The 18,159-nt window shown below is 72.2% G+C and carries 15 protein-coding genes and 1 pseudogene; 2 read left to right on the top strand and 14 right to left on the bottom strand.

Annotated elements, in window-relative coordinates:
* Positions 1–17: 17 nt before the first annotated feature.
* From nuoK to EDD32_RS09640, 12 genes are all read right to left on the bottom strand, one after another.
* Positions 18–317, bottom strand: coding sequence for an NADH-quinone oxidoreductase subunit NuoK (nuoK, locus tag EDD32_RS09695; protein ID WP_123917021.1), 300 nt, complete (start codon positions 315–317; stop codon positions 18–20).
* Positions 314–1,255, bottom strand: a complete 942-nt coding sequence (locus EDD32_RS09690) for an NADH-quinone oxidoreductase subunit J (protein ID WP_123917019.1) — start codon at positions 1,253–1,255, stop codon at positions 314–316. The genes nuoK and EDD32_RS09690 overlap by 4 nt, the downstream gene beginning before the upstream one ends.
* Positions 1,252–1,959, bottom strand: a complete 708-nt coding sequence (gene nuoI, locus EDD32_RS09685) for an NADH-quinone oxidoreductase subunit NuoI (protein ID WP_123917017.1) — start codon at positions 1,957–1,959, stop codon at positions 1,252–1,254. The genes EDD32_RS09690 and nuoI overlap by 4 nt, the downstream gene beginning before the upstream one ends.
* Complete coding sequence (gene nuoH, locus EDD32_RS09680; RefSeq protein WP_123917015.1) at positions 1,952–3,310, bottom strand: NADH-quinone oxidoreductase subunit NuoH; 1,359 nt, start codon at positions 3,308–3,310, stop codon at positions 1,952–1,954. Before nuoH ends, nuoI begins: the two co-directional genes overlap by 8 nt.
* Complete coding sequence (locus EDD32_RS09675; protein WP_123917013.1) at positions 3,307–5,934, bottom strand: NADH-quinone oxidoreductase subunit G; 2,628 nt, start codon at positions 5,932–5,934, stop codon at positions 3,307–3,309. Before EDD32_RS09675 ends, nuoH begins: the two co-directional genes overlap by 4 nt.
* Positions 5,931–7,256 (bottom strand): NADH-quinone oxidoreductase subunit NuoF, encoded by a 1,326-nt coding sequence (gene nuoF / locus EDD32_RS09670; protein ID WP_123917011.1) that lies wholly within the window; start codon positions 7,254–7,256, stop codon positions 5,931–5,933. The genes EDD32_RS09675 and nuoF overlap by 4 nt, the downstream gene beginning before the upstream one ends.
* On the bottom strand, positions 7,253–8,104 hold the full coding sequence (gene nuoE, locus EDD32_RS09665; RefSeq protein WP_123917009.1) for an NADH-quinone oxidoreductase subunit NuoE: 852 nt from the start codon (positions 8,102–8,104) through the stop codon (positions 7,253–7,255). The genes nuoF and nuoE overlap by 4 nt, the downstream gene beginning before the upstream one ends.
* Positions 8,104–9,450, bottom strand: a complete 1,347-nt coding sequence (locus tag EDD32_RS09660; protein ID WP_123917007.1) for an NADH-quinone oxidoreductase subunit D — start codon at positions 9,448–9,450, stop codon at positions 8,104–8,106. Before EDD32_RS09660 ends, nuoE begins: the two co-directional genes overlap by 1 nt.
* Positions 9,450–10,259 (bottom strand): NADH-quinone oxidoreductase subunit C, encoded by an 810-nt coding sequence (locus EDD32_RS09655; RefSeq protein WP_123917005.1) that lies wholly within the window; start codon positions 10,257–10,259, stop codon positions 9,450–9,452. Before EDD32_RS09655 ends, EDD32_RS09660 begins: the two co-directional genes overlap by 1 nt.
* The gene (locus EDD32_RS09650; RefSeq protein ID WP_123917003.1) at positions 10,256–10,810 is read right to left on the bottom strand and encodes an NADH-quinone oxidoreductase subunit B; all 555 of its coding nucleotides are present in this window, start codon (positions 10,808–10,810) and stop codon (positions 10,256–10,258) included. Before EDD32_RS09650 ends, EDD32_RS09655 begins: the two co-directional genes overlap by 4 nt.
* 10 nt (positions 10,811–10,820) lie before the next feature.
* On the bottom strand, positions 10,821–11,183 hold the full coding sequence (locus tag EDD32_RS09645; protein WP_123917001.1) for an NADH-quinone oxidoreductase subunit A: 363 nt from the start codon (positions 11,181–11,183) through the stop codon (positions 10,821–10,823).
* A gap of 115 nt (positions 11,184–11,298) precedes the next feature.
* Positions 11,299–12,585 (bottom strand): geranylgeranyl reductase family protein, encoded by a 1,287-nt coding sequence (locus EDD32_RS09640; protein WP_123916999.1) that lies wholly within the window; start codon positions 12,583–12,585, stop codon positions 11,299–11,301.
* Positions 12,586–12,935: 350 nt separating this feature from the next.
* On the opposite strand from EDD32_RS09640, the pseudogene EDD32_RS09630 reads away from it, so the two are divergent.
* Positions 12,936–14,089, top strand: a pseudogene (locus EDD32_RS09630) (IS30 family transposase); the annotation flags it as partial.
* Positions 14,090–14,181: 92 nt separating this feature from the next.
* Here the strand turns inward: EDD32_RS09630 and EDD32_RS09625 are convergent.
* Complete coding sequence (locus EDD32_RS09625; RefSeq protein ID WP_123916997.1) at positions 14,182–14,877, bottom strand: demethylmenaquinone methyltransferase; 696 nt, start codon at positions 14,875–14,877, stop codon at positions 14,182–14,184.
* A gap of 53 nt (positions 14,878–14,930) precedes the next feature.
* Between EDD32_RS09625 and EDD32_RS09620 the strand changes: the two genes are divergently transcribed.
* Positions 14,931–16,364 carry an isochorismate synthase gene (locus tag EDD32_RS09620; RefSeq protein WP_123916995.1) on the top strand — a complete coding sequence of 478 codons (1,434 nt, stop codon included), beginning with the start codon at positions 14,931–14,933 and terminating at the stop codon, positions 16,362–16,364.
* 79 nt (positions 16,365–16,443) lie between these two features.
* Here EDD32_RS09620 and EDD32_RS09615 read toward each other — a convergent pair whose 3' ends face one another.
* A complete protein-coding gene (locus tag EDD32_RS09615) occupies positions 16,444–18,060 on the bottom strand; it encodes a S1C family serine protease (RefSeq protein ID WP_246006069.1) in 1,617 nt (538 codons plus the stop codon).
* Between the last annotated feature and the right edge of the window lie 99 nt (positions 18,061–18,159).

Raw genomic sequence — 18,159 nt, 5'->3', positions numbered from 1 at the left:
TGTTCACGCCTTCCCGGTCAGTTCTTCAGCAGGTTGACGTCGTCGACCGACGCGGACCTGCGGGTTCGGAAGATGGACACGATGATCGCCAGGCCGACCACGACCTCCGCGGCGGCGACGACCATGACGAAGAAGGCGATCACCTGACCCGTGAGGTTGCCGTGGAGGCGGGCGAAGGTCACCAGGGCGAGGTTGGAGGAGTTGAGCATGATCTCCACGCCCAGCAGCGCCACGATGGCGTTGCGGCGCAGCAGCACCGCGGTGGCACCGATGGCGAAGAGGATGCCCGAGAGCACCAGGTAGTTGAGCAGGCTCATCGGTTACCGTCCTCGGCGTTCTCGGTCAGGGCCGGGGTCTGGCGCGCCGCGGGCAGGGCCGGCGGCGGCTCGCCCGGCATGCCGGGCAGCCCGGACTGGGGCACGTCGGCGGCCGTGGGCGTGGCTCCGCGGCGGCGGGCGACCGCCTCGACGACCTCGGGTGCGACCTCACCGATGGACACCTGCTGGCCGCGGATGCGCAGCACGCGCGGCACCGAGTCCTCGATGGGCTGCCCCGCCGCGGACAGGGCGGGCACGCTGGCGGCGTTGGACCGCGCGTACACGCCGGGGGCGGGCTGCTGGGCGATCGAGGCGCCCCACTCGGCGAACGCGCGCATCTTGGCGTCCGCGACGTCCTTCTGGGACAGCCGCGCGGTGAGCCGGTCGCGGTGGGTGAGGGTCACCGCGCCGAGCGCGGCGGTGATGAGCAGCGCCCCGGTCAGCTCCATCGTCAGCACGTGGTCGGAGAAGATGAGCCGGGCGACCCCCACGGGGTTGGAGTCGGCGTTGGCCGCCTCGATCCCGACCGGGTCGGGCATCGTCGTCGTGACGACGAGCCCGACGAGCACCAGCGCGAGCCCGAGGCCGGCCAGGGCCGCGACCCAGCGCTGGCCCTTGATCGTCTCGTGCAGGGAGTCCGAGGCGTCGACGCCGACGAGCATGAGCACGAAGAGGAACAGCATCATGATCGCGCCGGTGTAGACCACCACCTGGGCGACGCCGAGGAACGGGGCGCCCTGGGCGACGTAGAGGAACGCCAGGGAGATCATCACCACGACGGCGCACAGGGCTGCGTAGACGGCCTTGTGGGCGAACACCAGGCCGAGGGCCGCCAGCACCATGATCGGGGCGAGGACCCAGAAGAGCAGGGTCTCGCCGCCGCTGACCGTGCCGGTCTGGGCCAGGGTCGCCGGCAGGACGGCGGGCAGCGTGGTCACTTGGTGCTCCCCCCCACGGGCGAGGCGACGCGGGCCGTGCCGAGGGTGGGGTCGCCGGCGCGCCGCTCGCGCACCCAGGCGACCTGGTCCTCGGTCGGTCCGGTGATCTCGCCGCGGTAGTAGTCGTCGTCGTCGGTGCCCTCGGCCATGGGGTGCGGGGCGGCGAGCATCCCCTCGAGCATGGGCGCCAGGAGGTCCTGCTTCTCGTAGATGAGGCCCTCGCGGGTGGGCCCGGCGAGCTCGTACTCGTTGGTCATCGTCAGCGCCCGGGTGGGGCACGCCTCGATGCACAGCCCGCAGAAGATGCACCGCAGGTAGTTGATCTGGTAGACGCGGCCGTACCGCTCGCCCGGCGAGAACTGGGCGTCGGGGGTGTTGTTGCCGGCCTCGACGTAGATCGCGTCGGCGGGGCACGCCCAGGCGCACAGCTCGCACCCGATGCACTTCTCGAGGCCGTCGGCGTAGCGGTTGAGCTGGTGACGACCGTGGTAGCGCGGCTGGGTGGGGACCTTCTCGAAGGGGTACTGCTCCGTCACGATCGGCCGGAACATCGACGAGATCGTCACCCCGAAGCCCGCGACCGGGGCGAAGAACTGCCCGACCGGGCCCTTCTGCGCCGGTCCGAGCGCTGTGGGGTCGAACCTGGCGACCTCGCCGCGGCGCCGGTCGCGGCGACCGAGCGCGCCGCCGTTGTCCTCAGCCATCGTGGCCCTCCTTCTCCTGGGTCTGTGCGGCCATGGCGGCGGCCTCGCGCCGGGCGCGCCGCGGCGAGGGCGGGAGCACCTGGCCGGGCATCGGCGGGACGGGGTAGCCGCCGGCGAACGCGTCGAAGTCGCTGGTGCCGGGGACGATGTCGGCGCGCGTGGCCGGCGCCTCCTCCGCGGGCTCGTCGTCCTTGCCGGCCGGCCACACCAGCAGCACCACCATGAGCACGGCGAAGACCCCGGCGATCCACAGCAACATCGTCGTGAGGTCGGTGTCGGTGAACTGGCGCACGCCCTGGACCACGGCGACGAGGACGAGCCACACCAGCGCGACGGGGATGAGGACCTTCCAGCCCAGCTTCATGAACTGGTCGTAGCGCAGGCGCAGGAGCGTGCCGCGGATCCAGATCATCGTGAACATGACCACCCAGACCTTGGCCACGAACCACAGCATCGGCCACCAGCCGGTGTTGAGGACACCGTCACCCAAGGTCGACAGGGGCCACGGGGCGCGCCAGCCGCCGAGGAAGAGGGTGACCGCCACGCCGGAGACGTTGAACATGTTGATGTACTCGGCGAGGAAGAACCACGCGAACTTCATCGACGTGTACTCGACCATGTGGCCGGCGACGAGCTCGCCCTCGGCCTCGGGCAGGTCGAACGGGAGGCGGTTGACCTCCCCGACCATGGAGATGTAGTAGACGACGAACGCGGGCAGCAGGGCGACGACCCACCACAGCTGGGTCTGCGCATCGACGATCTGCGACGTCGACATCGAGCCGGAGACGAGGAAGACGCTCACGAGCGACAGGCCCATGCTCAGCTCGTAGGAGATGACCTGGGCCGAGGAGCGCACCGAGCCGAGCAGAGGGTAGGTCGAGTTCGAGGACCAGCCGCCCAGCACCAGGCCGTACACCCCGAAGGAGGTGATCGCCAGGATGTACAGGACCGCGACGGGGATGTCGGTGAGCTGGAGCGGGGTGGTGACGCCGAAGATCGACACCGCCGGACCGAACGGCAGCACGGCGTAGACCATGAACGAGGAGAACGCGGCGATGAAGGGCGCCAGGACGAAGACGATCTTGTCCGCGCCCTTGATCGTGAAGTCCTCCTTGAGGACCAGCTTGAGCGCGTCGCCGACGGCCTGGAGGAGGCCCATGGGGCCGTGGACGTTGGGGCCCGGACGGGTCTGCATCCGTCCCAGTCCGCGGCGCTCGACCCACAGGGCCATGAGCACCGACAGCAGGAGGAACACGAGGATGAAGACCGCCTTGAGCAGGACGATCCACCAGGTGTCCTGGCTGAAGTCCGCTGAGGGCAGCGCGGCGGTGGCCGGCAGCAGCGTGGTCATCGGTCCTCCTTGGCCGAGAGCGTGACGACCGCGCCGGCGCCCGCACCGAGCATGGCGTGGACGCTGGAGCCGGGCGAGTTCTGCGGCAGCCACACCACGTGCTCGGGCATGGTGGTGATCGAGACGGGCAGGGTGACGCTCCCCGCGGGACCCGTGACGGTCAGCGGGGCGCCCTCGGCCAGGCCGAGACCGGCGGCGGTCGCCGCCGAGACCCGGGCGACCGGGCGGTGGGCGGTGCCGGCGAGGTGCGGCTCGCCGTCCTGGAGGCGTCCGGAGTCGAGCTGGAGCTTCCAGGTGGCCAGGACGGCCTCGCCCGTGCCGGGCGCCGGCAGGGCGGCGGGGGCCACCTCGGGGGCGCCGGGTCGGGCACCTTCCCAGCCGGAGAGCTCGCCGAGCTCGGCGTGCAGGGCCGTGAGGTCGCCCACGCGCAGGTCCACGCCCATCTCGGCGGCGAGGCTCTGCAGGACCTGACGGTCCGACATCGACCGGGAGACCAGGACCTGGCCGAACGGACGGCGGCGACCCTCCCAGCTGACGAACGTGCCGGCCTTCTCCGCCGGCGGCGCGACGGGCAGGACGACGTCGGCGTGCTCGGTGACCTCCGAGCGGCGCACCTCGAGCTGGAGGACGAACCCGACGGCGGCGAGGGCCTCGCGGGCCAGGGCCGGGTCGGGCAGGTCGAGCGGCTCGACACCGCCGACGACGAGCGCCTTGAGCGCCCCCTCGCGGGCAGCGCGCAGGATGCCGGTGACGTCCCGGCCGGGCTGGCCGGGCAGCTGCTCGACACCCCAGACGGCGCCGGCGTCGATCCGGGCGCCGGCGTCGGCGACCTGGCGGCCGGCGGGCAGGAGCCCGGGCAGCAGGCCGGCCTCGACGGCGCCGACCTCGCCGGCGCGGCGCGGGACCCAGGCGAGCCGGGCGCCGGTGCGCTCGGCCAGGGCGACGACGGCGGTGAGGGTGCCGCGCACGGCGGCGGCGCGCTCACCCACGAGGATGACCGCGCCGGGGGCCGCCAGCCGGGCGGCGAGCTCGGCGAGCTCGGGCTCGGAGGACGCGGCGCGCACGGCGTCGACGACCTCCGGCTCGGTGCCCGGGGCCGCCGTGACGAGCTGGGCGCGCATCTTGGTGGCCCCGCGGGTGGCGAAGGGTGCGATCGTGGCGACCTTGACGGTGCCGGCGAGCATCCCCTTGCGCAGCCGCAGGAAGATCGTGCCGGACTCCTCCTCGGGCTCGAGGCCGACGAGCAGGACCTGCCCGGCGCGCTCGAGGTCGCCGAACGTCACGCCCAGGCCGCGTCCGGCCACGTGCTGGGCGAGGAACTGCGCCTCCTCCGCGGAGTGCACGCGCGAGCGGTGGTCGATGTCGTTGGTGCCCAGGGCGACCCGGGCGAACTTCGACCAGGCGTAGGAGTCCTCGAGGGTGAGGCGTCCACCCGGGAGCAGGCCCACCCCGCCGTCGGCGCGGGCCGCGGCCAGCGCGGTGGCGGCGATGTCCAGCGCCTCGGACCAGCTCGTGGGCACGAGCTCACCGGTCTCCTCCTCCCGCACCAGCGGGAGGGTGAGGCGGTCCGGGGCGCTCTGCCACGTGAAGGCGAAGCGGTCCTTGTCGGTGATCCACTCCTCGTTGACCTCGGGGTCGTTGCCGGCGAGCCGGCGCACGACCGTGCCGCGGCGGTGGTCGACGCGGATGTCGGAGCCGCCGGCGTCGTGCTCGGCGACGGACGCGGTCGAGACGAGGTCGAACGGGCGGGCCCGGAAGCGGTAGCTCGCCGAGGTCAGCGCCCCGACGGGGCAGATCTGGATCGTGTTGCCGGAGAAGTACGACGCGAACGGGCGGCCCGAGCTGTCCATCTCCGCCGCGCCGAGCGGGCCGGAGGAGAGCGAGCCGGCCACGCCCGCCTCACCGTCGGGACCGGTGAGGTCGACGGCGCGGACCACCGGGACCTCGTCGTCCGCGATGCCCAGCACCTTGGAGTCGAAGGTGCCGATCTGGGATCCGTTGAGGGCGTGGCGCTCGCGTCCGGGGGCGCCGCCGCCGCGGCCCTGGAGGGCGATGAAGGGGTCGCCGGCGATCTCGTCGGAGAACCTCGTGCAGCGCTGGCACAGGATGCAGCGGTCGCGGTCGAGGAGGATCTGGGTGGAGATCTTCAGCGGCTTGGGGAACGTCCGCTTGATGTCGACGAACCGGGTCGCGGAGCGGCCGTTGCTCATGGCCTGGTTCTGCAGGGGGCACTCCCCGCCCTTGTCGCAGACGGGGCAGTCCAGCGGGTGGTTGATCAGGAGGAACTCCATGATCCCGTGCTGGGCCTTGTCGGCGACGTCGGAGGTGTGCTGGGTGGCCACGACCATGCCCGGGGCGACCTCCATCGTGCAGGAGGTCTGCGGCTTGGGCATCGGCTTGACGTTGCCCTCGCGGTCCGGCATCGCCACGTCGACGAGGCACTGGCGGCACGCCCCGGCGGGCTTGAGCAGCGGGTGGTCGCAGAAGCGCGGGATCTGGATCCCGGCGCGCTCGGCGGCGCGGATGATCAGGGTGCCCTTGGGCACCTGGACCTCCACGCCGTCGATCGTGACCGTCAGCAGCTCCACGGCATCGGTCGTGGGGCGGTCGGTCGTGGCTGTCATCGGACACCTGCTTCGCTGAAGAGGGCGGAGGCCTCGTAGGGGAAGAGCTCCCAGGCGGGCGTGTGCGTCCCGGCCTCGAACTCGGCGCGGAAGTGCTTGATCCCGCTCTGGATGGGGGTCGCGGAGGCGTCGCCGAGCGCGCAGAAGGAGCGCCCGGCGATGTTCCCCGCCACGTCGAGAAGGAGGTCGACGTCGCTCGGCAGGCCCTTGCCGGCCTCGAGCCGATGCATGACCTGCTTCATCCAGTAGGTGCCCTCGCGGCAGGGCGTGCACTTCCCGCAGGACTCGTGCTGGTAGAAGTCGGTCCACCGCGCGATGACGCGCACCACGGAGGTGGTGTCGTCGAAGACCATCAGCGCCCGGGTCCCGAGCATGGAGCCCGCGGCCCCGACGGCCTCGTAGTCGAGGGGGACGTCGAGCTCGGCCTCGGTGAAGATCGGGGTCGAGGACCCGCCAGGGGTCCAGAACTTCAGCTTCCGGCCCTCGCGCATGCCGCCGGCCAGCTCGATGAGCTCGCGCATGGTGATGCCGAACGGGACCTCGAACTGGCCGGGGTTCCGCACGTGCCCGGAGACGGAGAAGATGCCGTGACCGGTGCTCTTGGGCGTGCCCATCGAGGTGAACCAGTCCTTGCCGTGGGCGAGGATGCCCGGCACGGAGGCGATGGACTCGACGTTGTTCACCACGGTCGGGCGGGCGTACAGGCCCGCGACGGCGGGGAACGGCGGCTTGAGGCGGGGCTGGCCGCGCCGACCCTCCAGCGAGTCGAGCAGGGCGGTCTCCTCGCCGCAGATGTACGCACCGGCGCCGGCGTGGACGACGATCTCCAGGTCGTAGTCGCCGTTCGGGCCCAGGCCCTTGCCGATGAGACCCGCCTCGCGGGCCTCGCGCACCGCGGCCATGAGCCGGCGGTAGACGTGGACGACCTCGCCGCGCAGGTAGATGAACGCGACGTTGCCGCCGATGGCGTAGGAGGTGATGGCCATGCCCTCGATGAGCGAGTGGGGGTTGGCCATCATGAGCGGGACGTCCTTGCAGGTGCCCGGCTCGGACTCGTCGGCGTTGACCACGAGGTAGCGCGGTCCGCCGTCGGGCTTGGGCAGGAACGACCACTTCAGCCCGGTGGGGAACCCGGCGCCGCCGCGCCCGCGCAGGCCCGAGTCCTTGACGACGCCGACGACGTCCTCGGGGGCCATCGTCAGGGCCGTGCGCCAGCCCTCGTAGCCACCGCGGTCGCGGTAGGTGTCGAGCTTCCAGGACCGCTCGGCGTCCCAGATGTCGGTGAGGACCGGGGTGAGCCGGCCCGGCTCGGTGAGGCTCATTCGACATTCCCCTTGTGCTCGTCGCGGACCGTCTCCGGCGAGACGTCGCGCTCGGTGACCGGCTGGCGGTCGGCGCTGGAGCCCTCCACGCCGACCGGCGGCGAGGTGAGGTCCTCCGCAGCCTGAGCCGACTCCGTGGGCACCTGCGAGTCCCCGCCGGCCCGGCCGCCGGCCTCGCCGTCGGCGACGACGCGCGGCGCGATCCATCCCTTGTCCCGGGCGATGCGCAGCCCGAGGAGGCTGGCCTCCCCCGCGCCCACGCCCTCGTCGGCACGGCCGTCCTCGAACCCGGCGAGGACGTGCTCGACCTCCTTGAACGTGGCGACCGTGTTCGCCCCGCGGGTGGGGTGCACGGGCCGGCCGGCCGCGATCTGGTCGACGAGGTCGACCGCGGACGTGGGCGTCTGGTTGTCGAAGAACTCCCAGTTGACCATGACCACGGGGGCGTAGTCGCAGGCCGCGTTGCACTCGACCTGCTCGAGGGTGATCCGCCCGTCCGCCGTCGTCTCGTCGTGGCCCACGCCGAGGTGCTCGGAGAGCCGCTCCCAGATGATGTCGCCGCCCATGACGGCGCACAGCGCGTTGGTGCACACGCCGACCGTGTACTCGCCGTTGGGGTGGCGCTTGTACTGGCTGTAGAACGTGGCCACGGCGGAGACCTCGGCGCGGGACAGGTCCAGCAGCTCCGCGCACAGCGCGATGCCGCGCGGGGAGACGTAGCCGTCCTCGGACTGCACGAGGTGCAGCAGGGGCAGCAGCGCCGACCGGGAGTCCGGGTAGCGCGAGATCAGCTCGGCGGCCTCGGAGCGCAGGCGCGCGTCGGCCTCGGGTGCGAACGACTCGCTCATCAGCGGTCCACCCCTCCCAGGACGGGGTCGATGGAGGCGAGGGTGACGACGACGTCGGCCAGCTGGCCGCCCTCGCACATCATCGCCGTGGACTGGAGGTTGGCGAAGGACGGGTCCCGGAAGTGCGCCCGCCACGGGCGGGTGCCGCCGTCGGAGACGAGGTGGACGCCCAGGATGCCCTTGGCGTGCTCGACCTGCTGGAACACCTGCCCGGCTGGGACGCGGAAGCCCTCGGTGACGAGCTTGAAGTGGTGGATGAGGGACTCCATGGAGGTCCCCATGATCTCCTTGATGTGCTCCGGGGAGTTGCCCTGGCCGTCGCTGCCGATGGACAGCTGGGCGGGCCAGGCGACCTTCTTGTCGGCCACCATGACCGGGCCGGGCGTGGCGTCGAGGCGGTCGAGAGCCTGGACGACGATCTTGATGGACTCGTAGCACTCCTCGAACCGGACCATCGTACGGTTGTACGGGTCGGAGTAGTCGCGGACCGGGACGTCGAAGTCGAAGGTCTCGTAGCCGCAGTACGGCTGGTCCTTGCGCAGGTCGAGCGGGAGGCCGGCAGCACGCAGGCAGGGCCCGGTCAGGCCCAGTGCCATCGACCCTGCCAGGGAGATGTAGCCGACCTTCTGCTGGCGGAGCTTGAACAGCGGGTTCTCCACCGTCAGGTCCTGCAGCTCCTTGACCGAGAGGCGGATGTTCGGCAGCAGCTCGCGGACGTAGTCGGTGGTCCCCGGGGGCAGGTCCTGGGCGACGCCGCCGGGACGGATGTAGGCGTGGTTCATCCGCAGGCCGGTGATGCGCTCGAAGATGCGCAGGATGTCCTCGCGGCCGCGGAAGGCCACCGTCATCATCGTCGTCGCGCCGAGCTCGTTGCCGCCGGTGCCGATGGCCACGAGGTGGGAGGCGATCCGGTTGAGCTCCATGAGGAGCACCCGGATGAGGGTGGCGCGGGCGGGCACCTGCTCGGTGACGCCGAGGAGCTTCTCCACCCCGAGGCAGTAGGCGACCTCCTGGTAGAACGGGGCGACATAGTCCATGCGGGTGCAGAACGTCACGCCCTGGGTCCAGGTACGGTACTCCATGTTCTTCTCGATACCGGTGTGCAGGTACCCGGTGCCGACGCGCAGCTCGCGCACCGTCTCGCCGTCGAGCTCGAGGATGAGGCGGAGCACCCCGTGCGTGGAGGGATGCACCGGGCCCATGTTGACGACGATGCGCTCCTCGCCCAGGCGCTCGGCCTCGGCGGCGATCTCGGCCCAGTCGCCGCCCTCGGCGACGAACTCCGGCGCGCCCGGCGCCTCGCCGGCGGGGCCGGCGGCGGTGGGGCGGGTGGTGGACGCGGACATCAGCTGTACGACCTCCGGGTGTCGGGCGGCGGGATGACGGCACCCTTGTACTCGACGGGGATGCCGCCGAGCGGGTAGTCCTTGCGCTGCGGGTGGCCCACCCAGTCGTCAGGCATGGCGGTGCGGGCGAGCGAGGGGTGCCCGTCGAAGACGATGCCCATGAGGTCCCACGTCTCGCGCTCGTGCCAGTCGTTGCCCGGGTAGACGTCGATGACGGACGGGACGTGCGGGTCGGCGTCGGGGGCCGCGACCTCGAGGCGGAGGTTGTGGCGGTGGGTGACCGACATGAGGTGGTAGACGGCGTGCAGCTCGCGCCCGACGTCGCCGGGGTAGTGCACGCCCGAGACGCCCAGGCACAGCTCGAAGCGCAGGTCCTGGTCGTCGCGGAGGTTGCGGCACACCGTGACGATGTACTCGCGGGCGATGAAGAGGGTCAGCTCGCCGCGGTCGACGACGACCCGCTCGATGACGGCGTCGGGGTCGAGGCCCTGCTCTGCGAGGAGCTCGACGAGGATGTCGACGGCCTCGTCGAACCAGCCGCCGTAGGGGCGCTCGGAGGCCGGCGGCAGGGCGACGGTGGTGACGAGCCCGCCGAAGCCCGAGGTGTCCCCCGACTCCCCCGCGCCGAACATGCCGTGCCGGGTGGCGACGACCTCGAGCTGGGTGCGCCCGCCGAGCGGGCCGGCGGGGATGTTCTGGGCCCCGCCCTCGAGGGCGGCGGCCGTCGAGGACTGCCCGATGCCGGCGGTGGCGCTGCCGGGCTTGGCGGCGTCGGCGGCCGACTGCTTGTCGTCGTTGCGCTCGCTCACGCCAGCAGTCCCTTCATCCGGTGGGTGGGGGTGGCGGCCAGGGCGGCCTCCTCGGCCTTGCGGGCCGCCTCCACGCGGTTGACGCCGAGCGGGGAGTTCCGGACCTGCTCGTGCAGCGCGAGGATGGCGTTGAGCAGCATCTCGGGCCGGGGCGGGCAGCCGGGGAGGTAGATGTCGACCGGGACGATGTGGTCCACGCCCTGGACGATCGCGTAGTTGTTGAACATCCCGCCCGAGGAGGCGCAGACGCCCATGGAGATGACCCACTTGGGCTCGGGCATCTGGTCGTAGACGTTGCGCACGATCGGGGCCATCTTCTGGCTGACGCGGCCGGAGACGATCATGAGGTCCGCGTGGCGCGGGGAGGCGCGGAAGACCTCCATGCCGAAGCGGGAGATGTCGAAGCGGGGCGTGCCGGTGGCCATCATCTCGATCGCGCAGCACGCCAGGCCCATCGTCACGGGCCACATGGAGCTCTTGCGTGCGAGGCCGACGATCTTCTCCACCGAGCCGAGCATGAAGCCCGCCGGTGCCTTCTCCTCGATACCCATCAGTCCTACCTCAGTCCCACTCGAGCCCGCCGCGGCGCCACTCGTACACGTACGGCACCGTGATCAGGAAGATGAAGCCGAGCATGGCCACCAGCCCGAAGGTGGCGAGCTCGTTGAACGCCACCGCCCACGGGTAGAGGAAGACCACCTCGATGTCGAAGATGATGAAGGTCATGGCGACCAGGTAGTACTTCACCGGGAAGCGGCCGGCGCTGGGCGCCCGCGGCGTGGGATCCACGCCGCACTCGTAGTTGGCCACCTTCGCCCGGTTGTACCGCTTGGGCCCGATGACCGCGCTCGCCCCGAGGCCCCCGAGGGCCATCGCTGCCGCCACCGCCATCATGATGAGCAGCGGGACGTACGGGTTGGTCATGATGCCTCCACGGTCGTGCGTGCCGTCGGCGCCTGCCGGTAACGGACATTCTCAGCGTAGGGGTTCGGACCTGGGTCCTTGGTCCTGTGGGTCCCCAGGGTGTCGGTGCGGTCGGTCATGAGGCGGGGGCGATCTTCGTCAGCGCCGTGATGAGCCGGTCCATCCAGTCCCCGTCGCGGCGGTCGAAGCCGTCGGAGAGGAGCTTCATGACGAACCGCATGAGTGTCGGCCGGGGCAGACCGTACCGCACGCAGATCCGCATGATCTCGGGGTGCTCGATGATCCGGGCGAAGACCTGGCCGAGGCTGTAGTAGCCGCCGAGCTCCTCGGCGAGGATCTTGGGGTAGGTGCGCAGCGTCTTCTCCAGCGCGTACCCCGAGCTGCGGGCCAGGGCCTGCGACATGACGTCGGCGGCGATGCGCCCGGCCTGCATCGCGTAGGCGATCCCCTCGCCGTTGAAGGGCGAGACCATGCCGCCGGAGTCCCCGACCAGGAGGAGCCCCTGGGTGTAGTGCGGCTTGCGGTTGAACGCCATCGGCAGGGCCGCGCTGCGCAGCTCGCCGATCTGGTTCTCCGGCGTCAGCTCCCACTCAGCCGGCGCGTTCTCCATCCACGTGCGGAACATCGTCTTGTAGTCCAGCCCGGTGGGCCGCGCCGTCGAGGAGAGGGAGCCCAGGCCGACGTTCACGGTGCCGTCGCCGAGGGCGAAGACCCATCCGTACCCGGGCATGAGGTTCGACTCTCCCGGCTTGCCGTCCCACAGCTCCAGGTGCGACTCCATCATCGGGTCGTCATGGCGGGGCGAGCGGAAGTAGGTGCGCACGGCCACGCCCATGGGGCGGTTCATGTTCTTCTCGACGCCCATCGAGGTGGCCAGGCGTGCCGAGACGCCGCCGGCGTCGACGACCAGCGGCGCACGCAGGGTGAGCTCGTCGCCGCTGCGCCGTCCGGCGGCGTCGACCGGGCGGGCGGTGACGCCGAGGATCCGGCCGGAGCGCTCGTGGCGGACCGGGCCTGTGACGGACATCCCCTCGCGGAGCGTCGCCCCCGAGGCGACCGCGTGCCGGGCGAGGGTCTCGTCGAGGTTCATGCGGGAGCGGGCGAGGCCGTAGGCCGGCATCTCGGCGAGCTCGGGCCAGGGCAGCTCCAGGCGGTACCCGGCCCCGTAGGTCCGCAGGCCCCAGTTGCGGATCCAGCCCTCGTCCTCGGGCGTGGGCACGCCCATGCGGATGAGCTCGGCGACCGCCCGGGGCGTCAGGCCGTCGCCGCAGACCTTGTCGCGCGGGAACGTGCCCTTCTCCAGCAGGAGCACCTCGAGCCCGGTCTGGGCGAGGTAGTGCGCGGTGGCCGAGCCACCGGGGCCGGCGCCTACGACGATGACGTCGGCGTCCGCCTCGGACATGCCAGATCCCACCGTCATCGCTCCAGGAAAAGCTTCGGGGGCCAGAGCGGCCCGTACTGGTTGAGTCTACAAATCACGTCGGCACCCGTCTTGTTAGGTCGTCCTTAGTTCCGCGCCGTCGCCTCTCGGCCGTGGCATCTGCCTGGCCGCCCCGGCCACGGCACCACCCGCCCCGTGGCCCCGGCCGTGACGCCCGCCGCGGTCACCGCGGTCACCGCGGTCACCGCGGTCACCACGCTCACCACGCTCACCACGCTCACCACGCTCACCACGCTCACCGAAGATGTCATCAGGCAATGCCTGGGTGGGTTCTCGTGGTGGATGCAACACCTTGAGAATCGAGGTGTCGTATGGGTTGTCGTCCTCCGGTCCGTCGTGAGGTGCAGCGGGAGTTCTGGCGTTTGGTGGCCGGGGGTGTCTCGACGGCGGCGGCCGGGGAGGCGGTCGGGGCGAGCCTGACGTTGGCGCACCGGTGGTTCCGTGATGCTGGCGGAATGGCACCGATGTCGCTGGCAGACCCCACGGGCCGCTACCTCTCCTTCGAGGAGCGGGAGGTCATCTCCCTCGAGCACGCCGGCGGTGTCTCGGCCCGAGGGATCGGTCTGCTCCTGGGCCGTTCCCCCTCGACGATCACCCGCGAGCTGGCTCGTAACGTCGGCGCCCGGCAGACCGGCTACCGCGCCTCTCGCGCCCACGCCAAGGCCGCGGAGCGGGCCCGGCGGCCCAAGCCGTCGAAGGTCGAGACGAACGAGGCGCTGCGCGCCTACGTCCAGGCCAAGCTGGCCGAGGACTTCTCCCCGGAGCAGATCAGTCACCGCCTGCGCGTGGACTTCCCTGAGGATGAGTCCATGCGCATCGGCCACGAGGCGGTCTACCGCTCGCTCTATCTCCAGACCCACGGCGCGCTGACCCGTGAGCTGACCAAACACCTGCGCACCGGCCGGTACCTGCGTCAACCACGCAAGCGCCTCGACGGGCGCACCAACCGGTCCTTCATCACCGAGGACATCCACATCAGCGCCCGACCGCCCGAGGCGGCGGACCGGGCCGTGCCCGGGCACTGGGAGGGCGACCTGATCGTCGGCCACGACAACGGCTCCGCGATCGGCACGCTCGTCGAGCGCACGACCGGGTTCACCATGCTGCTGCACCTACCCGTGAACCACGCGGCACCGACCGTTGCCAGCGCCCTGGCGGCCAAGATCCAGACCCTGCCCAAGGCGCTGCGGGCTCCCTGACCTGGGACCAGGGCATCGAGATGTCCAAGCACGAGCTCGTCACCGCCGAGACGGGGCTGCAGATCTACTTCTGCGACCCCCACTCGCCGTGGCAGCGAGGGACGAACGAGAACACCAACGGCCTGCTGCGCCAGTACTTCCCCAAGGGCGGCGACCTCTCGGTCTTCCCGCCCGACTACCTCGACTACATCGCCGCCAAGCTCAACGCCCGACCACGCAAACGCCTACAGTGGCGAACACCGGCCGAAGCCATGGACAAGTTCCTCACCGAGGCCACCTGACCAGCAGTGTTGCAACCACCACGAGAATTCACCCTGACAGAGCTTTCGGCTATCCGGGGGCCGCCGTCGTCACGCCGTCACGCCGGCCTCGTGGCCCGGTGCAGCGCGACGATGCCGCCGGAGAGGTTGCGGTAGGCGACGTCGTGCCAGCCTGCGCGCCGCATGATGCCGCCGAGCACCACCTGGTCCGGCCAGCTGACGATCGACTCGGCCAGGTAGGTGTAGGCGTCGGTGTTGGACGACACCAGGGACGCCACCCGCGGCAGCGCCTGGGTGAGGTAGCCGTGGTACACCGCCCGGAAGGGCGCGAAGGTGGGCCGGGAGAACTCGCAGATGACCAGCCGACCGCCCGGCCGGGTGACGCGGAGCATCTCGCGCAGCGCACGGTCGGTGTCGACGACGTTGCGCAGCCCGAAGGAGATGGTGACGGCGTCGAAGCTCTCGTCGGCGAACGGCAGTGCGGTCGCGTCGCCGGCGACGAAGGGCAGGTCCGGCCGGCGTCGCTTCCCCACGGCCATCATCCCGGTCGAGAAGTCGCAGGGGACGACGTCGATCCCGCGGTCGGCGTACTCCTCCGACGAGGTGCCCGTGCCGGCGGCCAGGTCCAGCACCCGGTCGCCCGGACGTGCGCCGACGGCCTTGCGCGTCGCGACCCGCCAGATCCGGTCCTGCCCGAGGGAGAGGACGTCGTTGGTGAGGTCGTAGCGCGGGGCGACGCCGTCGAACATGCCCGCGACCTCACGGGGCTTCTTCTCCAAGCTGGCTCGGCTCATGCGCACATCATCCCATCGGCACGCCCGCACGCCGGAGCCTAGAGTTGCGGGCGATGATCACGACCGACCCCCGCCCCGTCCCGCCCGAGCCCGGCGCCGTCCCGGCGGCGCGCGAGCTGTTCGTGCGGACGGTGGAGATCGACGACGTCGGGGACCTCCTGGCCGCCCTGCCCCGCGCCGACCCCGCGCTCACCTTCTCGTGGGTCCGGCGCGGCGAGGGCGTGGTGGGCTGGGGCGAGGCGCTGCGGATCGAGACGGCCGGCGCGGACCGCATCGCCGCGGCCGACCGGGCGTGGGTCGCGGCCGTCTCGGCGATGACCGTCGAGGACGGCGTCCGGCTGCCCGGCACGGGTCCGGTCGCCTTCGGCTCCTTCGCCTTCTCGGCAGGGTCCCCGGCCGGCGGGGTGCTCGTGGTGCCCGAGGTCGTGCTCGGTCGGCGCGAGGGCCGGACCTGGCTGACCACGGTCCGCGCCGAGGGTGCCGCGGCCGATGAGCTGGGTGTCGACGAGCTGGGTGTCGACGAGCTGGGTGTCGACGAGCTGGGCGTCGACGACGTCGGTCACGCCCGTGTCGGCGCCACCGCGCGCACGCTCTCGCCCACGCCCGTCACGTCCCCCGGCGAGGTGCGCTACGCCGACGGCGCGCTGAGCGCCCGGGAGTGGTCGGCCGCCGTCGCCGGCGTCATCGCACGGATCCGGGCCGGTGAGGTCACCAAGGTCGTCATGGCGCGCGACGTCGTGGCCACCGCCCAGCGGCCGCTCGACGTCCGTCACCTGCTCAGCAGGCTCGCCGCCGGGTACCCCGGCTGCTGGACGTTCAGCGTCGACCGGCTCGTCGGGGCGACGCCGGAGCTGCTCGTGCGGCGGGAGAAGGGCCTGGCCGCCTGCCGGGTGCTCGCCGGCACGATCCGGCGCACGGGCGACGACGCGGACGACCTGCGGCGCGCCGCCGAGCTCGCCCGGTCGTCGAAGGACCTCGAGGAGCACGAGCTGGCCGTCGCCTCGCTCGTGCGGGCGCTGCGGCCGTACTGCGCGAGCATCAACGTGCCCGAGGCGCCCTTCGTCCTGCACCTGCCCAACGTCATGCACCTCGCCAGCGACGTCACCGGGGTCGTCGACGGGGCGCTGGGTCATCCGAGCACCTACCGGACCCACACCCCGGGCGGGTCGGGGCCGTCCTCGCTCGCGCTCGCCGCGGCGCTCCACCCCACCGCCGCCGTGGGCGGGACACCGACACCCGCGGCGCTGGCCGTCCTCGCCGAGTCGGAGCGGATGGACCGTGGCCGGTACGCCGGGCCCGTGGGCTGGATCGGGGCCGACGGCGACGGCGAGTGGGGCATCGGGCTGCGCTCGGGCGAGATCGCCGCCGACGACCCCCACCGGATCCGCCTGTTCGCCGGCTGCGGGGTGGTGGCGGCCTCCGACCCGGCCGCCGAGCTGGCCGAGTCGGAGGCGAAGCTCCAGCCCATGCGCGAGGCGCTCGTCTGACCCGCGCCGCACACTCCCCGAGCTCCGGCGGGCTCACGCCGAGCCACCGGCCCGGCGCGCGACGCGCCGGGCCCGTCGGTCAGAGCTGGTCCTCGCGGGTGGCGAGCGTGGCGCTGACCTCGGTCTCCTCGCCGTCGCGGACGACGGTGAGCGTGACGTCGTCGCCGCTGGCGTACTGACGGATGTAGCCCGTGAGGGACTCGGCGCCACCGACCGGGTCGCCGTCGATCGCGGTGATGACGTCGCCCACCTGCAGCCCGGCCGACTCGGCCGGCGTGCTCGGCTGGACGGTCTCGACCCGCGCGCCTGTGCGGGTGACCTCGCCGGTGCTCGCCGTGCCGTCCGACATCGAGACGCCGAGGTAGGCGTGCTCGGCGACGCCGTTGGCGATGAGCTGGTCGGAGACCTGTCGGGCCAGGTTGACCGGGATGGCGAAGCCCAGCCCGATGCTGCCGGAGGAGCCGCCGGCGGCGCCGGACATCGCGGCGATCGAGCTGTTGATCCCGATGACCCGGCCCGTGGCGTCGAACAGCGGGCCGCCGGAGTTGCCCGGGTTGATCGCGGCGTCGACCTGGATGGCGTTCGTCACCACGGTCGTGCCCTGCTGACCGGGCTGCTGGGACTGCTCGCTCGTCGTCACCGGTCGGTCCAGGGCCGAGACGATGCCGGTCGTGACCGTGGAGCTGAGCCCGAGCGGGTTGCCGACGGCGACGACCGGGTCGCCCACCACGACCTCGTCGGAGTCGCCCAGGGTGGCCGGCGCCAGGTCGTCCGGCGGGTCGGTGAGGGTGATGACGGCGAGGTCGGTGGAGTCGTCGAGGCCCGAGATCTCCGCCTCGTACATGCGCCCGTCGGCGAGGGTGACGACGATGCCGCCGTCGAGGGCGTCCCCCACGACGTGGTCGTTGGTGAGGATGTGCCCCTCCTCGTCCAGCACGACGCCGGAGCCGGCCCCCTCCCCGGAGGCGGTCCGCACGTCGATCGCGACCACGCTGGGACGGACGGCGGCTGCCACGTTCGCCCAGTCGGGGTCGTCCGTCGTCGACGTCACGACCGGCTCACCCCGGGCGGCGCTGTCGGTCACGGAGGTGCTCGCGGCGGGTCTCGCCTCCTCGTCGAAGGCACCGGTGATCCCCGCCGTGCCGAGGCTCACGACGAGGGCGGTGGCGGCAGCGGTGCCGACGAGCGCACCCCAGCCGGGGCGGCGGGTGCCGCGCCGGTCGGAGTCGCCCGGCCGTCCGAAGTCGGCCGGCCGTCCGGTGTTCCCACCGAGGGCAGCCGGCATCTCGTGGGTCGGGCCGTAGGGCTGGCCCGGGGGGTTTCCCCCGTACGGCCGGCCGTCCCGCTGAGGGGTCCCGTACGGGCGCCCGGCGTACGGCGGGGCGCCGTACGGCGTGGCGGCGTACGGCGTGGTCGTGTGCGGCGTGGTCGTGTGCGGCGCGGCCCCGTGCGGCCGGCCGGCGGCCTCGCCGTCGTCGTGGGACCCTTCGGCGAACGCGCCGGTCCGGGTGGTGGGGCCGTTGACGGTGTCCTGACCGTCGCGCCAGGGGCGCCCCGCGCGCTCGTACCCGAAGGGCGCCTCGGCGCCGTCGGCGGGCGCGGGCGGGCGCTCGGCGGTCCAGCCGTTCTCGCGGTTCGGCGCCGTCCAACGGGACTGGTCCTCCGGCCGGGCCGGTGTGCGCTCGTCGTTGCTCATGGTTCCTCCGTCTCGTTCGTCCGGTGACCATGAGAACGCCTCGACCTTGTCGGCGCCTTGGCAGAACCTGGGAGTTTCCTGCATGCACCTCTCGGCGGC

It is taken from the genome of Georgenia muralis (assembly GCF_003814705.1).
Classification (GTDB): domain Bacteria; phylum Actinomycetota; class Actinomycetes; order Actinomycetales; family Actinomycetaceae; genus Georgenia; species Georgenia muralis.
This window is presented reverse-complemented; position numbering and strand designations above follow the sequence as displayed.

What these genes read in the sequence shown, in the direction of transcription:
- nuoK (WP_123917021.1), bottom strand. Translation starts at nt 317, where the DNA reads ATGAGCCTGCTCAACTACCTGGTGCTCTCGGGCATCCTCTTCGCCATC.
- nuoI (WP_123917017.1), bottom strand. Translation starts at nt 1,959, where the DNA reads ATGGCTGAGGACAACGGCGGCGCGCTCGGTCGCCGCGACCGGCGCCGC.
- nuoH (WP_123917015.1), bottom strand. Translation starts at nt 3,310, where the DNA reads ATGACCACGCTGCTGCCGGCCACCGCCGCGCTGCCCTCAGCGGACTTC.
- EDD32_RS09675 (WP_123917013.1), bottom strand. Translation starts at nt 5,934, where the DNA reads ATGACAGCCACGACCGACCGCCCCACGACCGATGCCGTGGAGCTGCTG.
- nuoF (WP_123917011.1), bottom strand. Translation starts at nt 7,256, where the DNA reads ATGAGCCTCACCGAGCCGGGCCGGCTCACCCCGGTCCTCACCGACATC.
- nuoE (WP_123917009.1), bottom strand. Translation starts at nt 8,104, where the DNA reads ATGAGCGAGTCGTTCGCACCCGAGGCCGACGCGCGCCTGCGCTCCGAG.
- EDD32_RS09660 (WP_123917007.1), bottom strand. Translation starts at nt 9,450, where the DNA reads ATGTCCGCGTCCACCACCCGCCCCACCGCCGCCGGCCCCGCCGGCGAG.
- EDD32_RS09650 (WP_123917003.1), bottom strand. Translation starts at nt 10,810, where the DNA reads ATGGGTATCGAGGAGAAGGCACCGGCGGGCTTCATGCTCGGCTCGGTG.
- EDD32_RS09645 (WP_123917001.1), bottom strand. Translation starts at nt 11,183, where the DNA reads ATGACCAACCCGTACGTCCCGCTGCTCATCATGATGGCGGTGGCGGCA.
- EDD32_RS09640 (WP_123916999.1), bottom strand. Translation starts at nt 12,585, where the DNA reads ATGTCCGAGGCGGACGCCGACGTCATCGTCGTAGGCGCCGGCCCCGGT.
- EDD32_RS09625 (WP_123916997.1), bottom strand. Translation starts at nt 14,877, where the DNA reads ATGAGCCGAGCCAGCTTGGAGAAGAAGCCCCGTGAGGTCGCGGGCATG.
- EDD32_RS09620 (WP_123916995.1), top strand. Translation starts at nt 14,931, where the DNA reads ATGATCACGACCGACCCCCGCCCCGTCCCGCCCGAGCCCGGCGCCGTC.
- EDD32_RS09615 (WP_246006069.1), bottom strand. Translation starts at nt 18,060, where the DNA reads ATGAGCAACGACGAGCGCACACCGGCCCGGCCGGAGGACCAGTCCCGT.